We start from the raw sequence: 20,367 nt of genomic DNA, 5'->3' as shown, positions 1-20,367 counted from the left end.
GAGCATTGCTCTCAGATGTCCAACAGTGCCAGAAAAATATGACAATAAACCGTCTGATAGCAAAGAGAAAGGGGGAGCGTAGATGAATACCGGAGATGTTAACCGGAAAAGGTATTTATGCCTGTAAACCGGATGATGAGATCCGGTTTACAGGTTGATTTTATTCTTCGTCGGCGGCGTAGCCTTGTGGCGGCAGACGAACCCCGTCCAGCCATGCTGCGTTATCACGCATCTTCAGGCGACCATCAGTAAACCAGCTTACCACCAGCGGGTAAATGGTATGTTCCTGGGTCTGGACTCGTGCCGTGACATCATCTTCGCTGTCGCCTTCAAATACCGGAACCTTGGCCTGGAGAATAACCGGTCCGCCGTCCAGTTCATCGGTGACGAAATGGACGGAAGTGCCATGCTCTTCATCGCCGTTTTCCAGAACCTGACGGTGCGTGTGCAGGCCAGGATACTTCGGCAATAAAGACGGGTGGATATTCAGCAATCGTTCAGAATAGTGAGCAACAAACGCCGGACTTAGAATGCGCATATAACCGGCCAGCACCACGACATCGGGGGCATAAGCGTCGATTTCTTGTATCAGTTGCTGGTCGAATGCTTCGCGACTGGCAAACTGGGCGGCTTCCAGCGAGTGTGCAGGAATATTCGCTTCGCGTGCGCGCTCAAGGCCGAACGCATCGGCCTTGTTACTGAATACTGCACGTATGGTGCCATTGATTTTATTCTGTTCGCAGGCATCCATTATCGCCTGCAAATTGCTTCCGTTGCCGGAAATGAGCACCACAATGTTTTTCATTCAATGACCACACGCTGTTCGGAATCAGAAGCTTTGATGATACCGATTTTCCATGCGTTTTCACCTTTCTCATTGAGCAAAGCAAGGGCTTTGTCCACTTCAGAAGCTGGCAGGGCGATAACCATGCCTACGCCGCAGTTAAAGGTGCGATACATCTCATGCTGGCTGACGTTACCCGCCGTTTGCAGCCAGTTGAAGACGGCTGGCCACTGCCATGAAGATTCATCGATCACAGCCTGCGTGTTATCTGGCAGAACGCGTGGAATATTTTCCCAGAAACCACCGCCGGTCAGGTGGGCAATGGCATGCACATCAACCTTCTCAATCAATTCCAGAATGGATTTGACATAAATGCGGGTCGGGGCCAGTAAGTGATCGGCCAGCGACTTGCCTTCAAGCTCGGTGATTTCCGGGTCACAACCGCTGACTTCAACAATTTTGCGCACCAGAGAGTAGCCGTTGGAGTGCGGACCGCTGGAACCGAGTGCAATCAGTACGTCGCCGTCAGCCACTTTTGAACCGTCGATGATCTCTGATTTTTCGACGACGCCAACGCAGAAGCCTGCCACGTCGTAATCTTCGCCGTGGTACATCCCCGGCATTTCAGCCGTTTCACCGCCGACAAGCGCACAGCCAGACTGCAGACAGCCTTCGGCAATACCGTTAATGACGCTGGCTGCAGTATCCACATCCAGTTTGCCGGTAGCATAGTAGTCGAGGAAAAACAGCGGCTCAGCGCCCTGAACCACGAGGTCGTTGACGCACATTGCGACGAGGTCAATGCCGATAGTGTCGTGGCGTTTCAGATCCATCGCCAGACGCAGTTTTGTGCCGACGCCATCAGTGCCGGAAACCAGTACCGGTTCACGATATTTTTGCGGCAATGCGCACAGCGCACCGAAGCCACCCAGACCACCCATAACTTCCGGACGACGAGTTTTCTTTACTACGCCTTTGATTCGATCAACCAGAGCATTACCTGCATCAATATCAACACCGGCATCTTTGTAGCTAAGAGAGGTTTTATCGGTCACTGCCTGCTTCCCCACATGTTTACTTGCAGTAAAAGTTAAATTCGGCGCAATTCTAACAGGGAAAGCAAACGTTTGCGAGCCTGCTCTGCATCAAGTTTTATGTGCTGATTTTTTCAGCATTTTACAATCATTTATCTATTTGTTTGAACTGCGCCACGAAAATGAAGCCGGGTACAGTCTTGTGCTTGAAACCTGCCTGCTGAATACACAGTATCGTACTGAAACCGGTTTCTGTTTTCTGTTGCAGACCTCATCAACAGCGTTTTGCACAGAGTAATCACGATAGGGGAAGGGTATGTCAGGATTTAAAGCAGATTTCATGTGGGGTGGTGCCGTAGCCGCTCATCAACTGGAAGGTGGCTGGCAGGAAGGTGGAAAAGGAATTAGCGTTGCCGATGTCATGACGGCGGGGGCGCATGGCGTGGCGCGTGAAATCACTGACGGTGTGATTGCCGGTAAAAACTACCCTAACCACGACGCCATCGATTTTTATCACCGCTATAAAGACGACATTAAGCTGTTTGCCGAAATGGGGTTTAAATGTTTTCGCACTTCGATTGCCTGGACGCGTATTTTCCCCTTAGGCGATGAAGTGCAACCCAATGAGGCTGGCCTGCAGTTCTATGATGACCTGTTTGACGAATGCCTGAAATATGGCATTGAACCGGTGATTACGTTGTCGCATTTCGAGATGCCATACCATCTGGTGACGGAATATGGCGGCTGGCGTAACCGTAAGCTTATCGATTTCTTTGTCCGTTTTGCCGTAGTGGTTTTTACCCGTTACCAGCACAAAGTGAAGTACTGGATGACGTTTAATGAAATTAACAACCAGGCAAATTATCACGAAGACTTCGCGCCTTTTACTAACTCTGGCCTGAAATACCAGCCCGGTGAAGACCGCGAGCCGGTTATGTACCAGGCGGCGCACTATGAACTGGTGGCAAGCGCGCTGGCGGTAAAGGCTGCGCGTGAGATTAACCCGGCATTGCAGATAGGGTGCATGATTGCCATGTGTCCTATCTATCCACTGACCTGCGCGCCGGACGATATGATGATGGCGATGAACGCCATGCACCGGCGTTACTGGTTTACCGATGTCCATGTGCGCGGCAAATACCCGCAGCATCTTCTCAACTACTTTGCCCGGCGTGGCTTTGAACTTGATATCACCGAGGAAGACCGTCAGGCGCTGACCGAGGGATGTGTCGATTACATCGGCTTTAGCTACTATATGTCTTTCGCAACGCAGGCCACGGCAGACAACCCACAGCTGGATTATGACGAGTCGAAAAGTCTGGTTTCCAACCCGTACGTGCAGAAATCGGACTGGGGCTGGCAGATTGATCCCGTCGGTCTGCGCTATTCGCTGAACTGGTTCTGGGATCATTACCAACTGCCTCTGTTTATCGTAGAAAACGGCTTTGGTGCGATTGACGTGCAGCAGGCCGACGGCTCGGTAGATGATTCCTATCGTATTGACTATATGGCCGCACATATCAGCGAAATGAAAAAGCGGTAGTGGAAGATGGCGTGGACCTGATGGGTTATACCCCGTGGGGCTGTATTGATTTAGTCTCGGCCGGGACGGGGGAGATGAAAAAACGCTACGGCTTTATCTATGTTGATAAAAATAATGACGGAAGCGGAACGTTAGCACGCTCGCCGAAGAAATCTTTTTCATGGTATCAAAACGTTATCCAGACCAATGCTGAATATCTATAAAATTCATAGTATTGACAGCCAGCCCCGCCAATAATGCGGGGCTTGTTTTATACTCATCATCCAGACGCAAACGACTTTGGTTGATCCATATCAAGCGTATCCAGTGTTGCGCCAGAGACGAAAAGCGGTATAATCCGGCGATTTTTTTTGTGGTTGCCACTCGTCTGAGGAAAGGAGAAGAGTATGAAGATCGTGGAAGTCAAACACCCACTCGTCAAACACAAGCTGGGACTGATGCGTGAAAACGACATCAGCACTAAACGCTTTCGTGAACTCGCCTCGGAAGTTGGCAGCCTGCTGACTTATGAAGCAACCGCTGGTCTGGAAACCGAAAAGGTGACCATTGAAGGCTGGAACGGTCCGGTTGAAGTTGACCAAATCAAAGGTAAAAAAATCACCGTTGTGCCAATCCTGCGTGCGGGCCTGGGCATGATGGAAGGCGTACTGGAAAACGTTCCGAGCGCGCGTATCAGCGTGGTTGGTATGTACCGTAACGAAGAAACGCTGGAGCCGGTTCCGTACTTCCAGAAGCTGGTATCTAACATCGATGAGCGTATGGCGCTGATTGTTGACCCGATGCTGGCAACCGGCGGTTCCGTTATCGCCACCATCGACCTGCTGAAAAATGCAGGCTGCACCAGCATTAAAGTGCTGGTCCTGGTTGCGGCACCGGAAGGTATCGCGGCACTGGAAAAAGCGCACCCGGATGTTGAGCTGTACACGGCCTCCATCGATCAGGGGTTGAACGAGCACGGATACATTATTCCGGGGCTCGGCGATGCCGGCGATAAGATTTTTGGTACCAAGTAAACGAATAAGTGAAAAGAAGCCGACTTTAAGAGTCGGCTTTTTTTTGAATATAACAACCCAAGGCTAATAACAAACAACACTCAGAGGAAAACACTATGACGCGCCGTGCTATCGGGGTGAGTGAAAGACCGCCGCTTTTACAGACAATCCCGCTTAGTTTGCAGCACCTGTTCGCCATGTTTGGCGCAACGGTACTGGTGCCAGTCCTGTTCCACATCAACCCGGCTACCGTTCTGCTGTTTAACGGCATTGGTACGTTGCTGTATCTCTTTATCTGTAAAGGTAAAATTCCTGCGTATCTGGGTTCCAGCTTCGCATTTATTTCCCCAGTACTGCTGTTGTTGCCGTTAGGGTATGAAGTGGCGCTGGGTGGTTTCATTATGTGCGGCGTTCTGTTCTGCCTGGTTTCTTTCATCGTTAAGAAAGCAGGAACCGGCTGGCTGGATGTCATGTTCCCTCCTGCGGCGATGGGCGCAATCGTTGCCGTCATCGGTCTGGAGCTGGCTGGCGTCGCTGCGGGCATGGCGGGGTTACTGCCAGCAGAGGGGCAATTACCGGATTCAAAAACCATCATCATCTCAATGGTGACGCTGGCGGTTACGGTATTTGGCTCTGTACTGTTCCGCGGTTTTATGGCGATTATCCCGATTCTGATTGGGGTGCTGGCCGGCTACGCGCTCTCCTTCGTGATGGGGGTCGTGGACACCACGCCGATTGCGCAGGCCCACTGGTTTGCTCTGCCAACGTTCTACACGCCGCGCTTTGAATGGGTTGCCATTCTGACCATCCTGCCGGCGGCGCTGGTGGTCATCGCTGAACACGTTGGACACCTGGTGGTAACGGCGAATATCGTGAAAAAAGATTTGATTCGCGATCCTGGCCTGCATCGTTCTATGTTTGCCAACGGCCTGTCTACGGTTATCTCTGGTTTCTTCGGCTCTACGCCGAACACCACGTACGGCGAAAACATTGGCGTAATGGCGATTACCCGTGTTTACAGTACCTGGGTTATCGGCGGCGTGGCAATTTTTGCTATTCTGCTCTCCTGTGTGGGCAAACTGGCGGCGGCGATCCAAATCATTCCGCTGCCGGTCATGGGGGGCGTATCGCTGCTGCTGTACGGCGTGATTGGTGCTTCCGGTATTCGCGTACTGATCGAGTCAAAAGTTGATTACAACAAGGCGCAAAACCTGATCCTGACCTCGGTTATTTTGATCATCGGCGTGAGTGGTGCGAAAGTTCACATTGGTGCCGCTGAGCTGAAAGGCATGGCGCTGGCGACCATTGTTGGCGTTTGTCTGAGCCTGATTTTCAAAGTTATCAGCCTGCTGCGTCCGGAAGAAGTCGTGCTTGACGCGGAAGATGTCGACAGTCCGCAACAGTAAATCTCTTACCGGGCGGCGATGCTGCCCGGTTCTATCACGACGTATTTCTGTGTTAAACTCAACGCGATTTTATGAAATCCTGGGTTGAGGTATCTCTGAACACACCGGCACAGCTCTCTTTGCCACTTTATCTTCCTGACGACGAAACTTTCGCAAGTTTCTGGCCGGGGGATAACTCCTCTTTACTGGCTGCACTGCAAAACGTGCTGCGTCAGGACCATAGCGGGTATATTTATCTCTGGTCGCGTGAAGGCGCTGGCCGTAGTCATTTGCTGCATGCAGCTTGTGCGGAACTGTCCGCGCGCGGCGATGCGGTAGGCTATGTGCCGCTCGACAAGCGTACCTGGTTCGTCCCCGAGGTGCTCGACGGTATGGAGCATTTATCGCTGGTATGCATCGATAACATCGAATGTGTGGCCGGGGATTCGCTGTGGGAAATGGCGATCTTTGATCTCTACAACCGCATCCTGGAGTCGGGGAAAACGCGTCTGCTGATCACCGGCGATCGCCCGCCAAGACAGCTGAATCTGGGGTTGCCGGATCTCGCCTCGCGCCTGGACTGGGGACAAATCTACAAGCTGCAGCCGCTTTCCGATGAAGATAAGCTGCAGGCGTTGCAATTACGCGCCAGACTTCGTGGGTTTGAACTGCCGGAAGATGTGGGACGCTTCCTGCTCAAGCGTCTGGATCGAGAAATGCGTACGCTGTTTATGACGTTGGATCAGCTTGATCATGCATCGATCACCGCCCAGCGTAAGCTGACCATTCCATTCGTAAAAGAGATACTGAAGCTGTAAGCGCCGCAGCCGAAGAGACTGCGGCAGGTTTCAGGTTAACCGATGATTTCCAGTACCTGCTCCGGCGGGCGTCCAATTCTCGCCTGGCCTTTGGCAACCACAATCGGGCGCTCCATCAATTTCGGGTTTTCCACCATTGCCTGAATCAGCGCATCCTCACTCAGATTTACGTCCGCCAGATTAAGTGACTTATAGAGATCTTCTTTCTGGCGCATCAGCTCGCGCGCGCTGGACATGCCCAGCATCTGCAAAAATTCACGCAGGGTTGTGGCGTCAGCCGGGGTTTCCAGATACAACACCACTTCCGGGTCCACGCCGTTGGACTTCAGTAACTCCAGCGTTTCACGGCTCTTGGAGCAGCGTGGGTTATGGTAGATTTTAATCGCGTCTGACATGACTTCTCCTTGCATAACAATCCTGCCGGATGGCGACCAAAGGCCTTATCCGGCCTACATATCGCCATCCGGCAAGGGTTCGATAATTACATTTTCGTATACGGTTTAAAGCGCTCTTGCAGTTGGCGTAGCTGGTCGATACGGGCATCGTATCTGGCCTGCTGCTGGCTACCCAGCTTGACCTGTGAGCTTGCGCTGCTGAGCATCGAAATCGCCTGATCCAGACGTCCTGCGAGGGCATACCCTTCCGCGCGGGCCGCCAGCTCCTGATCGCGGTTGTTCAGGTTGGCTTCCGTTTGCGCTAACAGATCCCAGCCGTTAGGGTCGTTCTTATGGTTAAACGTATAGCGATTCAGGATGGTCGCCGCCTCTTTGGCTTGCCCGGCCTGTAAATACGCATTTGCCAGGTTGAGCTGCAGTACCGGGTTGGTGCGCAGGTCGCGGGCGTTTTTCAACCGATTAATGGCATCGCTGGTTTTCTTCTGGCCGAGATCGATATCCGTTGCCAGGTCGAGATACCAGGCATTGTTAGCATCTGCCGCCAGCAGCGGTTGCAGTGCTTTACGTGCCTCGTCATATTTACTGGCCTCCATTGCCTGCAATGCCCGGCCATACTGCGCCGCACGTTGCTCACGTATGTTGCCTTTCGACCAGTTACTCAGCAGGTCAGCGGTCAGCTGGTTGCGACCAGAGTTGTACATGCCTAAGGTGCGTGCTTTGGCCAGATAAAAATCTTCTGAAGACTGGACGACAGCCGGACGCATTTGGTTGGCGCGGTTACGGGCATCCGACAGACGGCTTTCTGGCAGGGGGTGAGTCAGCAAAATTTCTGGTGGACGCGAAGAGTAACGGGCCTGATCGAGCAATTTTTCCAGAAACGTCGGCATGGCCTGGGGATCGAATCCCGAGCGTTGCAGTACCTGAATACCGATGCGGTCTGCTTCCTGTTCGTTTTGCTGCGTAAAGCTAATCATCCCCTGACGTGTACCCGCCAGCGTACCGGTCAGCGCCGCCATACCCGCCTGCGGGCTGGCCATCGCCAATAAAATTGACCCTAACGCACCCACCCACGTTAGCGGCGCGCTGCGTTTCTGGTCTTCCATTGCACGCGCCAGGTGACGCTGCGTAACGTGGGAAATTTCGTGCGCCATAACCGATGCCAGTTGGCTTTCGTTATCGGAATAGCGGAACAGTGCGGAGTGCAAAACAACGTTGCCGCCAAAGAAAGCAAAGGCGTTGATTTCATCGTTGTTAATCAAAAAGAAGGTGAAGGGCGTTTTTACCGAGTCGGCGTGCGAGACCAGACGCATCCCCAGCGCATTAATGTATTGCGTCAGCAACGGATCGTTAATTAATGGCGCACTGCCGCGCAGTTGGCGTACATAATAATCGCCCATCTGCATTTCCTGTCCTATGGAAAGCGTACTCCCTGCCGAGGTTCCCATATCAGGTAGGGTGTCCGCGGTTTCTGCAAATGCGGGCGCAACCTGACCGATGGTCAGTGCAGCAATGAGGGTAGCAACCAGGTTTTTTTTCAACTGCCTGAACATAACCTCTGTCCTGTATTCTTTTTTGAGATAGCCATTTGACCAATGCCGTGAAGTTTCGTTCACACTCCGCAAGCTTAGGGAGTGTAACTGCGAAACCTGACGATGAACACCCAGGAAAAATGTCTTTTCACTTTGCGTAATCCGCTATAAAAAGCGAAGTCTTTTTTGTGACATTTCGATACAATTCGGGATCGCAATCCCGCTATTGGATTCATGGAAGGGTTTTATGCTCGAAATGTTGATGCAATGGTATCGCCGCCGCTTTAGCGACCCCGAAGCCATCGCCTTGCTGATTATTCTGGTTGCCGGTTTTGGCATCCTGTTCTTTTTTAGCGGTCTTCTGGCGCCGCTGCTGGTCGCCATTGTGCTGGCGTACCTGCTCGAATGGCCGACAGTACGGCTGGAACATATTGGTTGTTCACGGCGTTGGGCGACTTCGATTGTTTTGGTGGTGTTTGTCGGTATTTTGCTGCTGATGGCGTTTGTGGTAATGCCCGTTGCATGGCAACAGGGGATCTACCTGATCCGCGATATGCCCGGCATGCTCAATAAATTGTCTGATTTTGCCGCCACCTTACCGCGGCGTTATCCGGCGCTGATGGATGCAGGCATTATTGATGCGATGGCGGAGAATATGCGCTCGCGAATGCTCACCATGGGCGATTCGGTGGTGAAATATTCGCTAGCTTCACTGGTCGGATTGCTGACGCTGGCGGTGTATCTGATTCTCGTCCCGTTGATGGTGTTCTTCCTGATCAAAGATAAAGGACAAATGCTGAACGCTGTGCGTCGGGTGCTGCCGCGTAATCGCGGACTTGCGGGGCAGGTGTGGAAAGAGATGAACCAGCAAATCACCAACTATATCCGCGGCAAGGTGCTGGAAATGGTGGTGGTTGGCGTGGCGACCTGGCTCGGCTTCCTGCTGTTTGGCCTCAACTATTCGCTGCTGCTTGCGGTGCTGGTAGGCTTCTCCGTGCTGATCCCGTATATCGGCGCTTTCGTGGTCACTATTCCGGTGGTCGGTGTGGCATTGTTCCAGTTCGGGCTTGGCACCGAGTTCTGGAGCTGTTTTGCCGTATACCTGATAATCCAGGCGCTGGACGGTAATTTGCTGGTGCCGGTGCTGTTCTCCGAGGCGGTAAATCTGCATCCGCTGGTGATTATTCTCTCAGTGGTGATATTCGGCGGCCTGTGGGGATTCTGGGGGGTATTCTTTGCTATTCCTCTGGCGACGTTAATCAAAGCGGTAATGCATGCCTGGCCGGATGGTCAGGTCGTTGATGAACCCTAATCTGTTTGCTCCGGCGATGCAATGTCGCCGGAGCCGAACTTGTCTGACCTCTATCCACACATTCTGAATAATCTCTTCTGGTGTCGTTTTTCTCTGCGTTTGTCTTTAACTTGACCCGCGTGATGTCTTTAAGTCACGCAAGGAATAAGGCCAACAGGAGAACAAAATGGGTCACAACACACACACGCAGCAGAAGGTGGGATGGGGCGGTTATCTCGCTTTTTTTATTACGATTATTCTTTTTTCCGGCATGTTTGCGAAAAGTACCGAATGGTGGCGAGTCTTTGATTTCACCGTTCTCAACGGTGCGTTTGGGCAGATTAATGCGGCGGGGGACACGGCGGTCTCTTTTCGCGGCACGGGCGGTATGGGCGCAAAAGACGGCTTCTTATTCGCGCTTGAGCTGGCGCCTTCCGTCATTCTTTCACTCGGGATAATTTCCGTCACCGAAGGGCTGGGAGGGTTGCGTGCGGCACAGCAACTGATGACGCCAGTCCTGCGCCCGTTACTCGGTATTCCAGGTATTTGTTCGCTGGCGCTGATTGCGAATTTGCAAAATACCGATGCTGCGGCAGGGATGACTAAAGAAATGGCGGAAGAGGGCATTATCACTGAACAGGAACGTGCCATTTTTGCCTGCTGGCAAACCAGCGGCAGTGCGTGTATTACCAACTATTTTTCCTCGGGTGCCGCGTTGTTTACGATGGTTACCGTTCCGGTGATTACGCCCCTGGCGGTGATCCTTGTCTTCAAATTTGTGGGTGCGAACCTGCTGCGTTTGTGGATTGCGCAGCTGGAAAATCGCCGTACGCAGCAGGAGGCGTGAGATGACAACGCAAGTACGTAAAAACGTCATGGATATGTTTATCGATGGCGCACGGCGCGGATTCACTATTGCAACAACCAGCCTGTTGCCTAACGTGGTAATGGCGTTTGTGATTATTCAGGCGCTGAAGGTGACGGGACTGCTCGAGATTGTCGGGCGGGTATGTGAGCCGGTAATGGCGCTGTGGGGACTGCCGGGGGAATCTGCTACCGTACTGCTGGCGGCGGTGATGAGTATGGGAGGCGGCGTCGGTGTTTGCGCCAGCCTGGTTGTCGCCGGTACGCTTTCGGGACATGATGCTACGGTGCTGTTACCGGCTATCTACCTGATGGGCAATCCGGTGCAAAATGTGGGACGCTGTCTGGGTACCGCGGGGGTCCATCCCCGTTATTACCCGCTTATTATTGCGGTATGCGTAATTAATGCGCTGCTCTCTATTTGGGTTATGCAGGTTATTGCCTGACAAGGAAGGTTATGAACTGTTCCATTCTTAATTTGACGTTGTTCCAGCAGGGACACGTGTACGCGCCGGAAGACTTAGGGCGCCAGGATATACTGGTGTCTGGCAGCAAAATTGTTGCCATCGCACCGTCGATTTCCCCTGACGATTTTCCTGGCTGCGAGTGTATCAATCTTGACGGCGCGATTGTGTGCCCAGGATTTATCGATCAACACGTCCATCTGATTGGCGGCGGCGGAGAAGCGGGGCCGCACACCCGCACGCCGGAAGTGCGCTTGTCGCGGCTGGTTGAAGCTGGCGTCACCTCGGTGGTGGGATTGCTGGGGACAGATGGTATTACCCGTCACCCTGAATCCCTGCTGGCGAAAACCCGCGCGCTGGAATTTGAAGGCATCAGCGCATGGATGCTGACCGGGGCGTATTCTCTGCCTTCTCCGACCATCACCGGCAGTATCGATCGCGATGTGGCGCTGATCGATAAAATCATTGGCGTGAAATGTGCTGTTTCGGACCATCGTTCTTCAGCCCCGGACACCTCGGTGCTGGCAAACATGGCGGCGCAGTCGCGCGTTGGCGGATTGTTAGGGCGCAAGCCGGGGATTAGCGTCTTCCATATGGGCGACAGCCCGCGCATGCTGGAGCCGTTGTATCAGATCCTCGACAGCTGCGATGTACCGATTACCAAGCTGCTGCCCACACACGTCAATCGTGCGGAACCGCTGTTTCAGTCGGCGCTGGAGTATGCCCGCAAAGGCGGTTATATCGACATTACCAGCAGCATTGATGAACCCGTCGACCCGGCCACGGCTATCGCCACGGCGCTACGCCAGAACGTGCCGCTGTCGCGTATTACCTTGAGTTCAGACGGCAACGGTAGTCAGCCGGAATTTGATGACTACGGTAATCTTACCGGCATCGGTGTCGCAGGGTTTGAATCACTGGCTGAAACAGTGCGCCAGTTGGTGAAGGTTCATGCCATACCGCTGGAACTGGCGCTGTGTCCGCTGACGCGAACGGTCGCAGAATTTTTGGGACTGGAACATAAAGGGCGTCTGGCGGTGGGATGCGATGCCGACATTCTGGTGCTCAATGATGCGCTTGAAGTTCATCACCTGTGGGCGAAGGGAAAAGCCGTCGTCAGAGAGAAAAAAGCCTGTGTAAAAGGGACGTTTGAATAAACGACGTTGATGCCGGATGGCGGCGTAAACGCCTTATCCGGCTACGGAGTTATGCGGATGGTGGCCTGATAAGACGCGTGGCGTCACCATCAGGCGCTATCCGGCAAAATGTAAATCAGGCGTTCTCTTTCAGCCAGTTCATTACCACGTCGTGGTGGTTGCTGGTTTTGAAGTCATCAAACACATGCTCAATTTTCCCTTCAGCATCAATCAGGAAGCTGATGCGGTGGATGCCATCATAGGTTTTGCCCATAAATGATTTCTCACCCCAGACGCCGAACTGCTCGCAAACCTGGTGATCTTCGTCGGACAGGAGAGTGAAGTTAAGGACTTCTTTCTCCGCGAATCGGGAAAGCTTCTCTGGTTTATCGGTGCTGATTCCCAGCACTTCAACACCTGCTTTTTTTAACTCATCCATGTTATCGCGCAGGCCGCAGGCCTGTACGGTACAGCCGGGTGTCATGGCTTTCGGGTAAAAATAAACCAGAACACGCTGTCCCTGGAAGTCGGTTAAATTTACTTGTTCTCCGTCTTGATCCGGCAAGCTAAATTTCGGTGCGATATCACCGGCTTTCAGTGGGTTCATTACTTAACTCCATCCTGTTCATCATGCTGTGAGTAATTGACGACGTTAATACTGCCTTGCGCATTGAGTTCTGTACAGAGTGCTTTAAACGCATCTTCAATATTTGCCGAATCATGTGACGCAGGACTATGTGCGGTAATTTGAATAAACAGCTGTGCCGCCTTTCCGTTCTCAGCCGGTTGCGTGCGTGAAACCAGTTCCGCAATATTCATTTGGTGGCTGTCAAACAGGGCGGTAAAGCGTTCAATCAAATGCGGAGAATCAGGAACATCGACCTGCACCCATACCGTAGCGGGCATCGCCGGACGAGGGCGTGCGGTCGTGCGCTTCATCACAATCAGTAAATCCAGCTCTGCACCTTTCAACGGCAAGGTTGATTCAATTAGGGTAATGGCATTCCAGGTGCCCGACAGCAACATGATAAACGTGAACTCGTCACCCAGCATGGCCAGTCGGCTGTCTTCGATATTACAGCCGCAACTGCTGACATGACGTGTGATGGTGTTCACAATTCCCGGGCGGTCAGCACCCAGCGCAGTAATGACCAGATAGTGTTGCGATGACGATGTCAAACCTGTTCTTCCTTTGAGCGGTGAGGTAATCATAAGGAAAGCATAAAAAAAACATGCATACAACAATCAGAACGGCTCTGGTCGCTTGCTTTTATTGTCGTACCAAACGTACCATTGAGACACTTGTTTGCACAGAGGATGGCCCATGTTCACGGGAAGTATTGTCGCGCTTGTTACGCCGATGGATGAGAAAGGTAAAGTCTGCCGGTCGAGCCTGAAAAAACTGATTGATTATCATGTCGCCAGCGGCACCTCGGCGATCGTTTCGGTTGGCACCACCGGTGAGTCTGCCACCCTGAGTCATGATGAACATGGCGATGTGGTGATGATGACCCTGGAGCTGGCCGACGGGCGTATTCCGGTGATTGCCGGAACCGGCGCTAATGCGACCGCGGAAGCCATTAGTCTGACGCAGCGTTTCAACGACAGTGGTGTTGTCGGCTGCCTGACGGTGACGCCTTACTACAACCGCCCAACCCAGGAAGGTTTGTTCCAGCATTTCAAAGCCATCGCTGAACATACTGACCTGCCGCAAATTCTGTATAATGTACCGTCCCGTACCGGCTGCGATATGTTGCCGGAAACCGTTGGTCGCCTGGCGAAAGTAAAAAATATTATCGCTATTAAAGAGGCCACGGGGAACTTAAGTCGCGTTCACCAGATCAAAGAGCTGGTTTCAGACGACTTTATTCTGCTCAGCGGTGATGACGCGACCGGACTGGATTTTATGCAGCTCGGTGGTCATGGTGTGATTTCCGTGACGTCTAACGTTGCGGCACGCGATATGGCCGAAATGTGCAAACTGGCGGCAGCCGGGAACTTTGCCGAGGCGCGGGTGATTAACCAGCGTCTGATGCCGTTACACAACAAACTATTTGTCGAACCCAATCCTATCCCAGTGAAATGGGCGTGTAAGGAGTTGGGACTTGTGGCGACCGATACGCTACGTCTGCCGATGACGCCAATCACGGATAATGCTCGTGAAATCGTCAAAGCGGCGCTTAAGCATGCCGGTTTGCTGTAAAGTTTAGGGAGATTTGATGGCTTACTCAGTACAAAAGTCGCGCCTGGCCAAGGTTGCGGGTGTTTCGCTTGTTATGTTGCTCGCGGCCTGTAGTTCTGACTCGCGTTATAAGCGCCAGGTGAGCGGTGATGAATCCTATCTGGAGGCCGCACCGCTTGCTGAGCTTCACGCTCCAGCTGGGATGATTCTGCCGGTTATGTCGGGTGACTATAATATCCCGGTCACCAACGGCAGCGGTGCCGTTGGTAAAGCGCTGGACATTCGCCCGCCGGCTCAGCCGTTAGCACTAGTCACTGGTGCTCGCACTCAGATCGCGGGTGATACGTCGACATTGCTGGTGGAAAATGGTCGTGGCAACACGCTGTGGCCACAGGTCGTTAGCGTCATTCAGTCTAAAAACTACACGATCACCAAACGTGATGATGCCAGCCAGACGTTGACCACCGACTGGGTTAACTGGAACCGTCTGGATGAAGACGAGCAGTACCGTGGACGTTATCAAATCTCGGTTAAACCGCAGGGCTATCAGCAAGCGGTAACGGTGAAACTGATTAACCTCGAGCAGGCGGGTAAACCCGTAGCTGATCCAGCATCAATGCAGCGTTACAGCGCTGAGATGATGAACGTTATCTCCGCAGGTCTGGATAAGAACGCCACTGACGCCGCGAATGCCGCGCAGAACCGCTCTGCCGCCACCATGGATGTTCAGAGTGCTGCCGATGACACCGGTTTACCGATGCTGGTGGTACGTGGACCGTTCAACGTGGTATGGCAACGTCTGCCGGCAGCGCTTGAGAAAGTGGGGATGAAAGTGACCGACAGCACCCGTTCTCAGGGCAGCATCGCCGTGACCTACAAACCACTGTCTGATAGCAACTGGCAGGAGCTGGGCGCAAGCGATCCGGGTCTGGTATCCGGCGACTATAAACTGCAGGTCGGTGATTTAGACAACCGCAGTAGCTTGCAGTTTATCGATCCGAAGGGGCATACCCTGACGCAAAGCCAGAACGACGCGCTGGTCGCCGTCTTCCAGGCAGCGTTCAGTAAGTAAAAATAAAGGGCTGGATAACTCCAGCCCTTTTTTTCTGATATGATACGCAAACGTGTGCGTCGGCAGAAAAACGCAATATTTATCGTTAATTCACACCCAGGAGTAATAAAGATGCAAAAGCAAGCTGAGTTGTATCGTGGTAAAGCGAAGACCGTATACAGCACGGAAAACCCGGACCTGTTGGTGCTCGAATTCCGCAATGATACGTCAGCAGGGGATGGCGCGCGCATTGAACAGTTTGACCGTAAAGGCATGGTGAACAACAAGTTCAACCATTTCATTATGACTAAACTGCAAGAAGCGGGCATTCCTACCCAGATGGAGCGACTGCTTTCCGATACTGAATGTCTGGTGAAAAAACTGGAGATGGTACCGGTTGAATGTGTGGTTCGTAACCGCGCAGCAGGTTCCCTGGTTAAGCGTTTAGGCGTTGAGGAAGGTATTGAACTGAATCCGCCGCTGTTTGATCTGTTCCTGAAAAACGATGCTATGCACGATCCAATGATTAACGATTCCTATTGCGAAACTTTTGGTTGGGTGAGCAAAGAGAATCTGGCGCGTATGAAAGAGCTGACCTACAAAGCCAACGACGTGCTGAAAAAGATGTTTGATGATGCTGGTCTGATTCTGGTCGACTTCAAACTTGAGTTTGGTTTGTATAAAGGTGAAGTGGTCCTGGGCGATGAGTTCTCACCGGACGGCAGCCGTCTGTGGGACAAAGAAACGCTGGATAAAATGGATAAAGATCGTTTCCGCCAGAGCCTGGGCGGCCTGATCGAAGCCTATGAAGCCGTCGCGCATCGTCTGGGTGTGAAGTTAGACTAATCCTCCCCTGAGCCGGCGATCGCTCTCCGGCTCATCAATCCCGCCGATTTTGATTACTGTTTCTTATGGTAATCCTGTTCCGAACCGCCTACGATCATCATCATAATGAATAAAAAGTTGAGGTGATTATGCGCTGGCAAGGGCGTCGTGAAAGTGACAATGTGGAAGACAGACGAAATAGTTCCGGTGGCGGCCCTTCTATAGGCGGCCCTGGTTTTCGTTTGCCCAGTGGTAAAGGCGGCATCATCCTGCTGATTGTGGTGCTGGTGGCGGGATATTATGGCGTGGATCTCACCGGATTAATGACCGGCCAGCCAGTTTCCCAACAGCAATCATCACACTCCATCAGCCCAAATGATGATGAAGCAGCAAAATTTACCTCGGTGATTCTGGCCACCACGGAAGATACCTGGGGGCAGCAGTTTGAAAAAATGGGCCGGACCTACCAACAGCCGAAGCTGGTAATGTATCGCGGAGCGACGCGTACCGGCTGTGGCGCGGGTCAGTCCGTGATGGGGCCGTTTTACTGCCCGGCGGATGGTACGGTGTATATCGACCTCTCATTTTATGATGACATGAAAAATAAGCTGGGCGCCGATGGTGATTTTGCTCAGGGCTATGTTATCGCCCATGAAGTGGGCCACCACGTGCAGAAACTGCTGGGTATTGAACCGAAAGTTCGCCAGATGCAGCAGAATGCCTCACAGGCTGAGGTGAACCGTCTTTCCGTACGTATGGAACTGCAGGCGGACTGCTTTGCCGGCGTCTGGGGCAACAGTATGCAGCAGCAGGGCGTGCTGGAGTCCGGCGACCTGGCTGAAGCGCTGAACGCCGCTCAGGCTATTGGCGACGATCGCCTGCAGCAGCAGGGACAAGGACGCGTTGTGCCGGACAGCTTTACCCACGGCACTTCTGAGCAGCGGCTTAGCTGGTTCAAACGCGGTTTTGACAGCGGCGATCCGGGACAATGTAATACTTTTGGTAAAGGCATTTAAGCTACTGAGGCAGGGATGTCTGATAACACGGCGCTGAGCGCGTTAACCGAACAGATGGCCCGCGAAGGGATCCGTCGTCTGCTGATTATCAGTGGTGAGGGGAACTGGTGTCAGGAGCGGGCTTTAGCGCTACGCGACACGTTACCCGGCGACTGGTTATGGGTGGGCGCACAAGCCCCTGCTGAGCCGAACTGTACGCCACAGGCGCTGCAAACGTTATTAGGGCGCGAATTTCGTCATGCGGTTTTTGACGCCGGGCAGGGATTTGACGCTGCGGCGTTTGCCGCCTTAAGCGGAACGCTGATCGCCGGGAGCTGGCTGGTTTTGCTGACTCCCCCCTGGCATACCTGGCACACGCATCCGGACGTGGATTCACTGCGCTGGAGCGACTGTGCTGAACCTATCCCAACGCCGCACTTTGTTGAACATGTCAAACGGGTGATTTCCCGTGACGGACAGGCGCTGCACTGGCAGCAGCATCACGCAGTTTCCAGCCCGCGTTTTGCTGTTCGTGCAGTCTGGCACGCGGCAACCGGTTACCCTCAGCCTGAACAGGCGATGGTTTTAACCCAGTTGCTGGATATGCCTCCCGGCGTGGCTGCGGTCACAGCTGCACGTGGCCGGGGTAAATCGGCTCTGGCAGGGCAACTGATAGCACGTATCAACGGGACCGCGATTGTCACCGCGCCTGCTAAAGCGGCAACGGATGTGCTGGCGCAATTTGCCGCAGAGCGATACCGCTTTATGGCCCCGGATGCGCTGTTAAGCAGTTCTGCAACCGCAGACTGGCTGGTTGTGGATGAAGCCGCCGCGATCCCCGCGCCGCTGCTGCACCAACTGGTTGCGCGTTTCCCTCGTACGCTGTTAACCACCACCGTACAGGGCTATGAGGGAACTGGCAGAGGCTTTTTGTTGAAATTTTGCGCCCGCTTTCCCCATCTTCGACGCTATAAGTTGCAACAACCCGTGCGCTGGGCGCAGGGATGTCCGCTGGAGAAAATCGTCAGCGATGCGCTGGTGTTTGACGACGAAACCTTTGCGCATGCCCCCTTGGGGGAGCTTAACTTCTCGGCATTTGATCAACTCTCATGGCAGACAAACCCGGCGCTGTCGTTAGCGGTATATCAGCTACTTTCCGGTGCGCATTATCGCACCTCGCCACTGGATCTGCGGCGAATGATGGACGCGCCGGGTCAGCATTTTCTTCAGGCTTCGGCTGCTGACTCGGTGGCGGGAGCCGTCTGGCTGGTCGACGAGGGGGGATTATCCGCAGAATTAAGCCAGGCCGTCTGGGCCGGATATCGCCGACCAAGAGGAAATCTGGTTGCGCAGTCACTGGCGGCGCACGGCGGAGACCCATTGGCGGCAACGCTCGTCGGGCGGCGGGTCAGTCGAATTGCGGTTCATCCCGCGCGTCAAAGGGAAGGTATTGGGCAACAGCTGAATCTGCAGGCCCGGCACTATTGCACGCAGTGCGACTATTTGTCCGTCAGCTTTGGTTATACGGCTGAATTATGGCGTTTCTGGCAGCGTTGCGGTTTTGTCCTGGTACGAATGGGCAATCATCGGGAAGCCAGCAGCGGCTGTTATACCGCTATGGCGGTGCTGCCCATCAGCGAAGCAGGAAAACGCCTTGCCTGGCGGGCGCACCAGCGCCTGCGACGGGATGCGGAGATTCTTGCTCAGTGGAACGCAGAGCGCATTCCGCTGGTACCACTGAAAGAGACTACGCTTAATGAGGATGACTGGGGTGAGCTGGCTGGGTTTGCCTTCGCGCATCGACCATTACTGACATCATTAGGTTGTCTGAGTCGTTTGCTTGAGCGCAGCGAGTTGCCTCTTCCAGCATTGCGCGGGCGTATACAGGCTCAACGCAGCGATGCTGAATTGTGCCAACAGTTGAAAATATCGGGTCGCAAAGCGCTGTTGGCAGTTCAGCGCGCCGAGGCGGCGCAGGCCTTAAAACAGCTGGATGCTGAGCGTGAACAACGGCTACATAATCGCATTATGCAATGGCAATTTTTTCACTAACTTCTTCAATTTCCTGGCATGGTCATTGCGGTTAAGCGGCGTAGAATGATTCTCATCAGTTAAGGAGATCGCCATGAAACATGACCATTTTGTTGTTCAAAGTCCCGATAAACCCGCTCAACAGCTCTTGTTGCTGTTTCATGGCGTCGGCGATAACCCGGTTGCCATGGGCGAAATTGGCTCCTGGTTTGCACCGCTGTTTCCAGATGCGCTAATCGTCAGCATTGGCGGGGCAGAGCCTTATGGTACGACTTCCGGGCGTCAGTGGTTTTCGGTACAGGGGGTAACGGAAGAGAACCGCCAGGCGCGTATTGACGCGATTATGCCGGTCTTTATCGAAACCGTTCGCTACTGGCAGAAGCAAAGCGGCGTTTCGCCTCAGGCGACTGCGCTGATTGGTTTTTCTCAGGGCTCGATTATGTCGCTTGAGAGTATTAAAGCCGAGCCTGGGCTGGCGTCGCGGGTCATCGCCTTTAATGGTCGCTATGCCACGTTGCCGGAGGTTGCAACTACCGCGACGACGGTGCATTTGATTCACGGCGGTGAAGACCGGGTGATTGAGTTATCTCATGCCGTTGCCGCGCAGGAGGCGTTAATACGCGCCGGTGGGGATGTGACGCTGGATATCGTCGAAAATCTGGGGCACGCCATTGATGAACGCAGTATGCAGTTTGCGCTCGACCACCTGCGTTTTACCGTACCGAAGCACTACTTTGATGAAGCGCTGAGCGGCGGTAAGCCTCACGATGATGATGTGATTGAGATGATTTAACCCGCAGGCCGGATGGCGATGTGAAACCGCCATTCGGCCTACGTTGGCTTATTTCTTCGGTTGATCCTTGTTTGGCCAATCGTCGTCGTCATCCCATTTATCGTTAAAATCACGATGCGGGGGAAGCTCCGGCTTATTGGCAAGAAATTTCTTGTGGTCGACGCGCTTGAGATCTTTAATCACGTTCAGCAATACGCCTACCAGAAACACCAACACTAGAATCCACCAGTATTTTGCCAGCCAGTCCATGCTCAT

At 53.3% G+C, this 20,367-nt stretch carries 20 protein-coding genes and 1 pseudogene; 14 read left to right on the top strand and 7 right to left on the bottom strand.

What is annotated here, in order from left to right; genetic code table 11:
• Positions 1 to 160 precede the first annotated feature (160 nt).
• Together purN and purM are read right to left on the bottom strand one after the other, a co-directional pair.
• On the bottom strand, positions 161 to 805 hold the full coding sequence (purN, locus tag WC7_RS09005) for a phosphoribosylglycinamide formyltransferase (protein WP_016153983.1): 645 nt from the start codon (positions 803 to 805) through the stop codon (positions 161 to 163).
• Positions 802 to 1,839: a phosphoribosylformylglycinamidine cyclo-ligase gene (gene purM, locus WC7_RS09010; RefSeq protein ID WP_016153982.1), complete on the bottom strand. Its 1,038-nt coding sequence runs from the start codon at positions 1,837 to 1,839 to the stop codon at positions 802 to 804. The genes purN and purM overlap by 4 nt, the downstream gene beginning before the upstream one ends.
• A 295-nt stretch (positions 1,840 to 2,134) precedes the next feature.
• Between purM and WC7_RS09015 the strand changes: the two are divergent.
• The 4 genes and pseudogenes from WC7_RS09015 (at position 2,135) to WC7_RS09030 (ending at position 6,556) form a co-directional block, all read left to right on the top strand.
• A pseudogene (locus WC7_RS09015) lies at positions 2,135 to 3,564 on the top strand (6-phospho-beta-glucosidase).
• A 183-nt stretch (positions 3,565 to 3,747) separates the two neighbouring features.
• Positions 3,748 to 4,374: a uracil phosphoribosyltransferase gene (upp, locus tag WC7_RS09020; protein WP_003835110.1), complete on the top strand. Its 627-nt coding sequence runs from the start codon at positions 3,748 to 3,750 to the stop codon at positions 4,372 to 4,374.
• Positions 4,375 to 4,469: 95 nt separating this feature from the next.
• Positions 4,470 to 5,759 carry a uracil permease gene (gene uraA / locus WC7_RS09025; protein ID WP_016153979.1) on the top strand — a complete coding sequence of 430 codons (1,290 nt, stop codon included), beginning with the start codon at positions 4,470 to 4,472 and terminating at the stop codon, positions 5,757 to 5,759.
• A 95-nt stretch (positions 5,760 to 5,854) separates the two neighbouring features.
• Positions 5,855 to 6,556 (top strand): DnaA inactivator Hda, encoded by a 702-nt coding sequence (locus tag WC7_RS09030; RefSeq protein WP_200049399.1) that lies wholly within the window; start codon positions 5,855 to 5,857, stop codon positions 6,554 to 6,556.
• A gap of 35 nt (positions 6,557 to 6,591) precedes the next feature.
• Here WC7_RS09030 and arsC read toward each other — a convergent pair whose 3' ends face one another.
• Positions 6,592 to 6,951 (bottom strand): arsenate reductase (glutaredoxin), encoded by a 360-nt coding sequence (gene arsC / locus WC7_RS09035; protein WP_016153977.1) that lies wholly within the window; start codon positions 6,949 to 6,951, stop codon positions 6,592 to 6,594.
• Between the two features lie 86 nt (positions 6,952 to 7,037).
• A complete protein-coding gene (gene bepA / locus WC7_RS09040) occupies positions 7,038 to 8,501 on the bottom strand; it encodes a beta-barrel assembly-enhancing protease (RefSeq protein ID WP_016153976.1) in 1,464 nt (487 codons plus the stop codon).
• 226 nt (positions 8,502 to 8,727) lie between these two features.
• Here bepA and WC7_RS09045 point away from each other — a divergent pair, with 226 nt between their 5' ends.
• The 4 genes from WC7_RS09045 to iadA all read left to right on the top strand — a co-directional run bounded on the left by WC7_RS09045 (position 8,728) and on the right by iadA (position 12,256).
• On the top strand, positions 8,728 to 9,792 hold the full coding sequence (locus WC7_RS09045) for an AI-2E family transporter (RefSeq protein ID WP_016153975.1): 1,065 nt from the start codon (positions 8,728 to 8,730) through the stop codon (positions 9,790 to 9,792).
• A 166-nt stretch (positions 9,793 to 9,958) separates the two neighbouring features.
• Positions 9,959 to 10,618 (top strand): nucleoside recognition domain-containing protein, encoded by a 660-nt coding sequence (locus WC7_RS09050; RefSeq protein WP_016153974.1) that lies wholly within the window; start codon positions 9,959 to 9,961, stop codon positions 10,616 to 10,618.
• A 1-nt stretch (position 10,619) separates the two neighbouring features.
• Complete coding sequence (locus WC7_RS09055) at positions 10,620 to 11,081, top strand: YjiG family protein (RefSeq protein WP_003037948.1); 462 nt, start codon at positions 10,620 to 10,622, stop codon at positions 11,079 to 11,081.
• 11 nt (positions 11,082 to 11,092) lie between these two features.
• Positions 11,093 to 12,256, top strand: coding sequence for a beta-aspartyl-peptidase (gene iadA, locus WC7_RS09060; protein WP_016153973.1), 1,164 nt, complete (start codon positions 11,093 to 11,095; stop codon positions 12,254 to 12,256).
• A gap of 115 nt (positions 12,257 to 12,371) precedes the next feature.
• On the opposite strand, the gene bcp is transcribed toward iadA, so the two are convergent.
• Entirely contained in the window at positions 12,372 to 12,842 is a 471-nt protein-coding gene (gene bcp, locus WC7_RS09065; protein WP_003835095.1) for a thioredoxin-dependent thiol peroxidase, read from the bottom strand.
• Positions 12,842 to 13,414, bottom strand: a complete 573-nt coding sequence (locus tag WC7_RS09070; protein WP_003037954.1) for a glycine cleavage system transcriptional repressor — start codon at positions 13,412 to 13,414, stop codon at positions 12,842 to 12,844. The genes bcp and WC7_RS09070 overlap by 1 nt, the downstream gene beginning before the upstream one ends.
• Before the next feature lie 145 nt (positions 13,415 to 13,559).
• On the opposite strand from WC7_RS09070, the gene dapA reads away from it, so the two are divergent.
• The 6 genes from dapA to ypfH all read left to right on the top strand — a co-directional run bounded on the left by dapA (position 13,560) and on the right by ypfH (position 20,112).
• Positions 13,560 to 14,438 carry a 4-hydroxy-tetrahydrodipicolinate synthase gene (gene dapA, locus WC7_RS09075; protein ID WP_016153972.1) on the top strand — a complete coding sequence of 293 codons (879 nt, stop codon included), beginning with the start codon at positions 13,560 to 13,562 and terminating at the stop codon, positions 14,436 to 14,438.
• A gap of 16 nt (positions 14,439 to 14,454) precedes the next feature.
• Entirely contained in the window at positions 14,455 to 15,489 is a 1,035-nt protein-coding gene (gene bamC / locus WC7_RS09080) for an outer membrane protein assembly factor BamC (protein ID WP_016153971.1), read from the top strand.
• 111 nt (positions 15,490 to 15,600) lie between these two features.
• Positions 15,601 to 16,314, top strand: a complete 714-nt coding sequence (purC, locus tag WC7_RS09085) for a phosphoribosylaminoimidazolesuccinocarboxamide synthase (protein ID WP_003835086.1) — start codon at positions 15,601 to 15,603, stop codon at positions 16,312 to 16,314.
• 128 nt (positions 16,315 to 16,442) lie between these two features.
• Positions 16,443 to 17,309, top strand: coding sequence for a KPN_02809 family neutral zinc metallopeptidase (locus WC7_RS09090; protein ID WP_016153970.1), 867 nt, complete (start codon positions 16,443 to 16,445; stop codon positions 17,307 to 17,309).
• Positions 17,310 to 17,324: 15 nt separating this feature from the next.
• On the top strand, positions 17,325 to 19,340 hold the full coding sequence (locus WC7_RS09095) for a tRNA(Met) cytidine acetyltransferase TmcA (protein WP_016153969.1): 2,016 nt from the start codon (positions 17,325 to 17,327) through the stop codon (positions 19,338 to 19,340).
• Between the two features lie 73 nt (positions 19,341 to 19,413).
• Positions 19,414 to 20,112 (top strand): esterase, encoded by a 699-nt coding sequence (gene ypfH, locus WC7_RS09100; protein WP_016153968.1) that lies wholly within the window; start codon positions 19,414 to 19,416, stop codon positions 20,110 to 20,112.
• Between the two features lie 48 nt (positions 20,113 to 20,160).
• On the opposite strand, the gene WC7_RS09105 is transcribed toward ypfH, so the two are convergent.
• Positions 20,161 to 20,361 (bottom strand): YpfN family protein, encoded by a 201-nt coding sequence (locus WC7_RS09105; protein ID WP_003835080.1) that lies wholly within the window; start codon positions 20,359 to 20,361, stop codon positions 20,161 to 20,163.
• Positions 20,362 to 20,367: the final 6 nt, after the last annotated feature.

Source organism: Citrobacter sp. KTE151 (assembly GCF_000398845.1).
Lineage (GTDB): Bacteria > Pseudomonadota > Gammaproteobacteria > Enterobacterales > Enterobacteriaceae > Citrobacter > Citrobacter braakii.
Note: the sequence above shows the minus strand (reverse complement) of the source record. Positions and strands in the feature narration are given on the sequence as shown.